The following is a 6023-nucleotide window of genomic DNA, read 5'->3' as shown; positions in this document are numbered from 1 at the left end:
ATCATAAGGTGCAGTCACGCTTTGCTCTCCTTCACTGAGTTCGCGAAAACCCAGGAAAGGTAAGCCAAACGGCGCAAAGCGTGACTGTCCTAAGATCATCTGCATCTCAGAGATCCGTTCTCTCCATGGACGTGGCCTCTTTCATGCCACCTCCTTCGTTGCATCGGGACCATTCCCGATGGCGCCCGAAGAAGGGGCCGCGCCGCAGGCGTCACCGAAGCTTAAGCGGAGGGGAACCCCCTTGCGGGGTTGACGCTGATGGCGGCCAGTCCCTTAGAAAGGCGACATAGAGAACGGGAATGGTCGTTGATTGCGACGTCGGCAGGAGACCTCGCCTTGGCTACCTTTGCGGACCCGACGAGTGCCGCGCTCGTCGCTTGCGTCGGTGGCGTTCGGGACAACGAATGCTGGCCTTCAACCAGGTGGACGCGGCGCAAGCGATAAGCACCGTTTCAGTCCCATCGTCATTATCAGAGATCGCTTCGGTCGGTGTGGTGCCTGAATTGCCGTGTGCTATGGCGCGACTGCACCTCGGGTGCGGTGAGATCACAAGACCGGTTTGACTTCCAGGCATCGCTCCCACGCCGGTAATGATCAGGAAAGGGAAACCTGCCGAAACAAGTCGGCATTGCGCCGACGATCCGATCGCCGGAGATGTCCCGGACGATGACCGCTTCGATTTGCCGCCTCAATCGAGCCTGTTGACCCGCCCGGTTCGGCCACGCGCCTCGGCAAACAGTCTGGCGATCTTCACCATGAAGGATTTGCTGAAGCGGCCGAGGATGTCCTGATCAGGCTCGATATACCAGGAGCGTTCGACGATATCGTAATTGTACTCGTCGGCCATGATCCAGCACTGCTTGAGATCGCTTAAGCCCGCACGCTTGCGCTCGATTTCGGGAATCTCCAGCGCAACCCGACCCGTCTGCGGCGGTTGGGTGGTAATGGCGAGAAGAGCCAGATGTGTGTTGCCGTCGGCGGCACTTCGGATGGCGATGACGACGCAGACGGGGCGCTGCTTGCGGCCTTCGGTCTCGCCGCGCTGCTGTTGCCAGGCCCAAAGGTAAGGATAGGAGATGACTTCGCCGGGGCGGAATTCATGGCTCATCGTCGTAGCCTTCGCCGCGCGCCAGCCGATCGATCGCCTCGTCGAACAGCTCCGCATGCTCGGCGGGCATTTCGGAGATATGATAGGCACGGCGGGGATCGCCGCCGGTCCGCATGCGCTCATAGTGTTCGTAGCTCATCAGCACGAAACGCGGCTTCTTGTGCCGGGTGAGCATCACCGGCTCGCGGCTCGCCGCGTCGGTGATATCGCCGATTTGTTTGTTCAAGTCGCCCGTCGTGAACTGCTTCATGGTTTGGTCTCCGGTACGGTTTCCATATAATCCAATTTTGCCATGTTTTCCATATTTTTCATCTTTTGAGGAAAACGGCGCTCACCAGGCTGTGTCAAAACGCCATGCGGTTTCTCCACATGGCGTTTCCTGCAAATAGGCCAATGGCTTTGGCTTGATCTTTTTTGATCCGCCTGTTCATTTACGGCATGTTCAAAGCTATCAACGCAGCGCAGATCCACGTTTCGCTGGATGAGATCGAGCCGGAGGTCTGGCGTCGGCTGGTTTTGCCGGCGAACTGGAACCTCGAACAACTGCATCTTGCCGTCCAGGCGGCTTTCAATTGGTGGAATTACCACCTTCACGAGTTTCGGATCGGTGGATTGCGCTACGGCGATGTGGAGTTGTTGACCGAAGATGCCTTTGACGACCACCCTCGTGTCTTCAGCTCCCGAGACGTCCGTCTTCGCGACTTCGAACAGGGTGCCGTCTTCAGTTATCTCTATGACTTCGGCGATAGCTGGCGCCATACGATCATAGTCGAGGAATTCGGGGCCTTCGATGTCACACCCAAGCACGGGAGCTGCATCGATGGGGCGCGGGCCAGGCCGCCCGAAGATGTGGGTGGCGTGCCTGGATACGAGCGTTTCCTGGAAATCATGTCGGACAAAGCGGACCCCGAACATGCCGATACCAAACGGTGGTGTGGCGGGCATTTCGATCCCGCATGGTTTGATCTCGCCGTGGCCGACAAGGATGTACGCAACGCCCTGCGGCCGAACGTGAAGCGTCGGCTGCATCAACCCAAGCCCAAGCGCGACTGACCGACGCCGGTAAAAATCATGCCGCAAGGCGGCGAGATGCAGATTATTGAGCGGCTATCGTTCAGATTTTGCTATGATTTCCATCCGAACCGGGGGTGAACATGGCATATATCGTGGGGATTGATCGGTGTCAGGCAACATTGCTGCCAACGACGGTCGATGACTATGTCGAGGTGGATTCCCCGGTACGTGTCATCGATGCATTCGTTGAGAACCTTGATGTTTCAGCCCTCGGCTTCCAACGGGCAACTCCTGCACCGACAGGTCGACCAGGCTACGATCCGAGCGATCTGCTCAAACTATATCTCTACGCGTATCTGAACGAAGTTCGCTCCTTCCGCCGTATCGAGCGTGAATGCAAGCGAAACGTCGAAGTCATGTGGCTGGTAGGCAAGTTGGTTCCGGACCACAAGACGATTGCCGATTTCCGCCGCGTCAATGGCGATGCAATCATCGCAACCTGCCGGGCGTTCGTCCTATTCTGCCGTGAGCAAGGGCTTTTTACAGCTCGCCTTGTCGCGATCGACGGTTCGAAGGTGGGTGCGGCGGCAAGTCCGTTGCGTGTACTCGACAAGGCGCGCATCGGCGAAGAGCAAGAGAAACTCGACAAGCAGATCTCTGATTATCTCGACCGTCTTGACGGCGAGGATAGCAGGGAAATCACCGATCCTGGAAACACCGTCGAAAATGCTCTGCATGTTTTGAAGGAGCGACGTGCTGAGCTGGAGCGGTTGTCGAAACGACTGGATCAGGACGACCGTCGCCTTGTGGTGCAGGGCGAGCCGGAGGCGCGCCCAATGGGCTTCGGTCGGGGCGGCAAACCTCCATCATACAATGTGCAGATCGCGGTGGATGCTGATACGGGGATCGTGTTGCATCACACCGTTACCGATGAGGTCAATGATCAGCGGATGCTACATCCCATGGCGAAAGCCGCAAAGGATTTGCTGGCGTTGGAAGAGCTGACTGTGGTCGCCGATACCGGATACTCAAACGGCAACGCGGCGGCCGCCTGCGAGGATGACAGCATAATCGCTTGTGTCCCGGTGAAGCGTTCCGTCAACAATCGAGGTGACGGCAATCAATTCGATCGCTCCAGCTTTATTTATGACGCCGAGCGCGATCAGTTCACCTGCCCCGCCGGTCGAATCCTGCACCGAAAAGGCCCTGTGAACCGCAGCGGCTATACTTATGTCTCGCGGGATTGCACGGATTGCGAGCTAAAGTCGAGGTACACACAGTCCGAACGGCGTTGGGTTAGCAGGCATCAGCATGAAGATGCTCTTGAGCGGATGGCGGAGCGCGTGGCTGCAAGTCCTGACCTGATGCGTTTGCGAAGATGCGCTGCGGAGCATCCATTCGGAACGATAAAACGAATGATGACCGGACGGTTTTTGACCAGAGGCATCAAGGGGACCAGCACCGAAATGGCCCTATCAGTGATGGCGTTCAACCTGATGCGCTGCATCAATCTGAAGGCGCGACCGGTGTGAACCGAACGCGCCTTCACCCCTGCGTCTCACCTTAGAGACGCTTGCGTTTTGACACAGCCTGTCACGCGCCGTCTACTGATGCCTGCCAGACCGGGATGCCGAGCCGACGCGCCTTGTCGGCGAGATTGCCGGTGATCCCGTTTCCGGGAAAAACGATCAATCCGGCGGGCATGACCGACAGCATATCGTCATTACGGCGGAACGGCGCGGCCTTGGCATGTTTGGTCCAGTTCGGCTTGAAGGCGATCTGCGTCACCTTGCGGGCGACAGCCCAGCAGGCGGCGATCCGTTCGGCGCCTTTCGGCGAGCCTCCGTGCAGCAGCACCATGTCGGGATGCTTGGCATGCGCCTGATCGAGCTTGGCCCAGATCCGCTCATGATCGTTATAGTCTATCCCGCCGGAGAAGGCGATCTTGGTGCCGGCTGGGATCAGCACCTCGGTCTCGGCCCGGCGACGGGCGGATAGGAAATCCCGGCTATCGATCATCGCCGCCGTCATATTGGTGTGGTTGACCTTTGAGCCGGTGCGCGGCCGCCAGGACGAACCCGTCTGCGCCTCGAACAGATCGGCCGCATAGTCGCGCATGAACTCGAAGCTATTTCTGCGCTCCAGGAGCGTGATGCCTTCGGCGATGAGGCGTTCGAGTTCGACGCTCTTCACCTCCGAGCCGTCCTGCTCGCGCTGGCCGGTGCGCTGCGCCTCCTCGTTGCGATCGAGTTCGCGCTGGATGCGCTCTCCGGCGCGATGGAAGAGATTGGGGATCGACCAGAACAGGTCTTCGAGATCTGGCTCGAGGCGGGTGTCACCGAGCATCTCGGCGAACGCTTCGAAGATCGTGGTGATCGAGGACTGGACCTGCGGTTCCTCCGGCAATGGCCGCGGATCGGGCTCGTCCTGGAAGGGACGATAGCCGAAGATCTGCATCTCGTAGATGAAGCGGTCGGTCGGGGAGGATGCGTGGTGGAGCTCAAAGCCGTCGTCGGGGTGAAGGATCAGGTCCATGGTGGTCTCCGTCGGTTTGGGCCGCGCCTCTCGCGGCCTGACGGCGAACCCGGTCATGCGGGCCGAGGCCGGAACCGCAAGCGAAGCGCCGCGGCCCAGCGAAGCGCCGAGCGGCGGAGGGCGGGTTTCTTAGTCCGCGAGGAATGACGGACCGCGACCGCGGTCTGGCAGGGGGAAGAAACCCGACCGACCCGCTGAAGGCCGGAGGCCCGCGTGATAAGGGTCGCCTCTCGGCAGGCCCGCGGGCGCGCCCACTCGGGGAGCCGGCACCGCGGACCGTCCTCCCGCCCTCGCCGGCTCCGCCCCTGCCCTGCCCCGCCGCCCTCATGCGGGCAGACATGCCATCGCGTCTTCAGGGACCAGCTGAGCCCGAAGGCTCGCCGTCAGTCGGTCGGAACCCAGCCAGCGCAGATCCTCATTGAAGTCGCCGAGCTCCGGCGACAGAACCAGCGGCAGGATCCCGCTTTCCTGTGCCCTGCGGCTCAATCCCGCGATCCCGTGCCGGCCGGCGGCATCCGCATCGGCGGCGATGTAGAGGCGCCGGCATCCAGGCGGAAAGTTGAAGGCCGCGAGATGATTGGCCGTCAAAGCGGCGACCATCGGCATGTCGGGCATCACATGCGATAGCGACAGCATGGTTTCGAGGCCCTCCCCTGCCGCGATGACCGGCACAAGATCGTTGGTCGGAAATCGAAAGCGGACGGCATTGCCGAGAAGACCGCCAAGCGCGCGACGGGGATCGTCTACCTTGGCCTTGCCAGCGCCGTCGGGATCGAGCCAGCTGCGATGCACACCGGTTATCGCGCCGGAAGCGTCGGTCACCGCGGCAATCAGGGCCGGATAGCTTGTGGTGTGGCCATTGACGAGATCGCGGTAGTAACAGGACGGGTGGAAACGGAGCGCCGCATGGGTGGATGCCTTCAGGATACCGCGCTCGCGGAGATAGGCGTCGGCAAGCGTTCCCGACAGCGGCTGTGTCATCCGAAACAGACGCCTGGCCCGCTCAGACGCCGGCCGTTCAACCGGTGAAGAATTTTCGGCGTCGGTTCTGCGAATGGACCCAGGCTCCTGTCGAGGCAGGCTGAGGAAGTGGCGCGCCTCGTCTGCGACGTCCCGGAAATCGACAAGGCCGCAGGTCTCCCGGAGGAGATCGAGCAGATCGCCAAACTGACCGGTCGCTGCATCCGTCCATCGGCCGGCGCGGGGACCAGTCAGATGGACATAGAGCGACCGTCCCTTGTTGTTGCCGACATCGCCGACGATCCAGTAATTGCCGGCGCGGCGGCCGGCGGAGAGATAGCGCCGGCAGACCGCCTCCGCGTCCTGCGCGAGACGGCCTGCCAGATCGGAGGCGGAAAGCATGAGA

The 6023-nt window shown here is 60.8% G+C and carries 7 protein-coding genes; 2 read left to right on the top strand and 5 right to left on the bottom strand.

What is annotated here, in order from left to right; all coding sequences use genetic code 11:
• Nucleotides 1-688 precede the first annotated feature (688 nt).
• From C5L12_RS17950 to C5L12_RS29085, 3 genes are read right to left on the bottom strand one after another with little or no spacing between them, the layout of a single operon-like run.
• On the bottom strand, nt 689-1108 hold the full coding sequence (locus tag C5L12_RS17950) for a hypothetical protein (protein ID WP_105373411.1): 420 nt from the start codon (nt 1106-1108) through the stop codon (nt 689-691).
• Nucleotides 1098-1358: a type II toxin-antitoxin system Phd/YefM family antitoxin gene (locus C5L12_RS17945; protein WP_105373410.1), complete on the bottom strand. Its 261-nt coding sequence runs from the start codon at nt 1356-1358 to the stop codon at nt 1098-1100. The genes C5L12_RS17950 and C5L12_RS17945 overlap by 11 nt, the downstream gene beginning before the upstream one ends.
• Complete coding sequence (locus C5L12_RS29085; protein WP_280952533.1) at nt 1355-1477, bottom strand: hypothetical protein; 123 nt, start codon at nt 1475-1477, stop codon at nt 1355-1357. The genes C5L12_RS17945 and C5L12_RS29085 overlap by 4 nt, the downstream gene beginning before the upstream one ends.
• Before the next feature lie 69 nt (nt 1478-1546).
• On the opposite strand from C5L12_RS29085, the gene C5L12_RS17940 reads away from it, so the two are divergent.
• Together C5L12_RS17940 and C5L12_RS17935 are read left to right on the top strand one after the other, a co-directional pair.
• The gene (locus C5L12_RS17940) at nt 1547-2161 is read left to right on the top strand and encodes a plasmid pRiA4b ORF-3 family protein (RefSeq protein ID WP_105373426.1); all 615 of its coding nucleotides are present in this window, start codon (nt 1547-1549) and stop codon (nt 2159-2161) included.
• A gap of 101 nt (nt 2162-2262) precedes the next feature.
• Entirely contained in the window at nt 2263-3654 is a 1392-nt protein-coding gene (locus C5L12_RS17935; RefSeq protein ID WP_105373409.1) for an IS1182 family transposase, read from the top strand.
• Between the two features lie 61 nt (nt 3655-3715).
• On the opposite strand, the gene C5L12_RS17930 is transcribed toward C5L12_RS17935, so the two are convergent.
• Nucleotides 3716-4657, bottom strand: a complete 942-nt coding sequence (locus tag C5L12_RS17930; protein WP_105373408.1) for a DUF2493 domain-containing protein — start codon at nt 4655-4657, stop codon at nt 3716-3718.
• A 324-nt stretch (nt 4658-4981) separates the two neighbouring features.
• Nucleotides 4982-6019, bottom strand: a complete 1038-nt coding sequence (locus C5L12_RS17925) for a DUF7146 domain-containing protein (RefSeq protein ID WP_105373407.1) — start codon at nt 6017-6019, stop codon at nt 4982-4984.
• Nucleotides 6020-6023: the final 4 nt, after the last annotated feature.

This window comes from Neorhizobium huautlense (genome assembly GCF_002968575.1).
GTDB classification, from domain to species: Bacteria; Pseudomonadota; Alphaproteobacteria; order Rhizobiales; family Rhizobiaceae; genus Neorhizobium; species Neorhizobium huautlense.
Note: the sequence above shows the minus strand (reverse complement) of the source record. Positions and strands in the feature narration are given on the sequence as shown.

Excerpts from the sequence above, each read along its gene's own strand:
- C5L12_RS17940 (WP_105373426.1), top strand. The coding sequence starts at position 1,547 with ATGTTCAAAGCTATCAACGCAGCGCAGATCCACGTTTCGCTGGATGAG.
- C5L12_RS17950 (WP_105373411.1), bottom strand. The coding sequence starts at position 1,108 with ATGAGCCATGAATTCCGCCCCGGCGAAGTCATCTCCTATCCTTACCTT.
- C5L12_RS17925 (WP_105373407.1), bottom strand. The coding sequence starts at position 6,019 with ATGCTTTCCGCCTCCGATCTGGCAGGCCGTCTCGCGCAGGACGCGGAG.
- C5L12_RS17930 (WP_105373408.1), bottom strand. The coding sequence starts at position 4,657 with ATGGACCTGATCCTTCACCCCGACGACGGCTTTGAGCTCCACCACGCA.
- C5L12_RS17945 (WP_105373410.1), bottom strand. The coding sequence starts at position 1,358 with ATGAAGCAGTTCACGACGGGCGACTTGAACAAACAAATCGGCGATATC.
- C5L12_RS17935 (WP_105373409.1), top strand. The coding sequence starts at position 2,263 with ATGGCATATATCGTGGGGATTGATCGGTGTCAGGCAACATTGCTGCCA.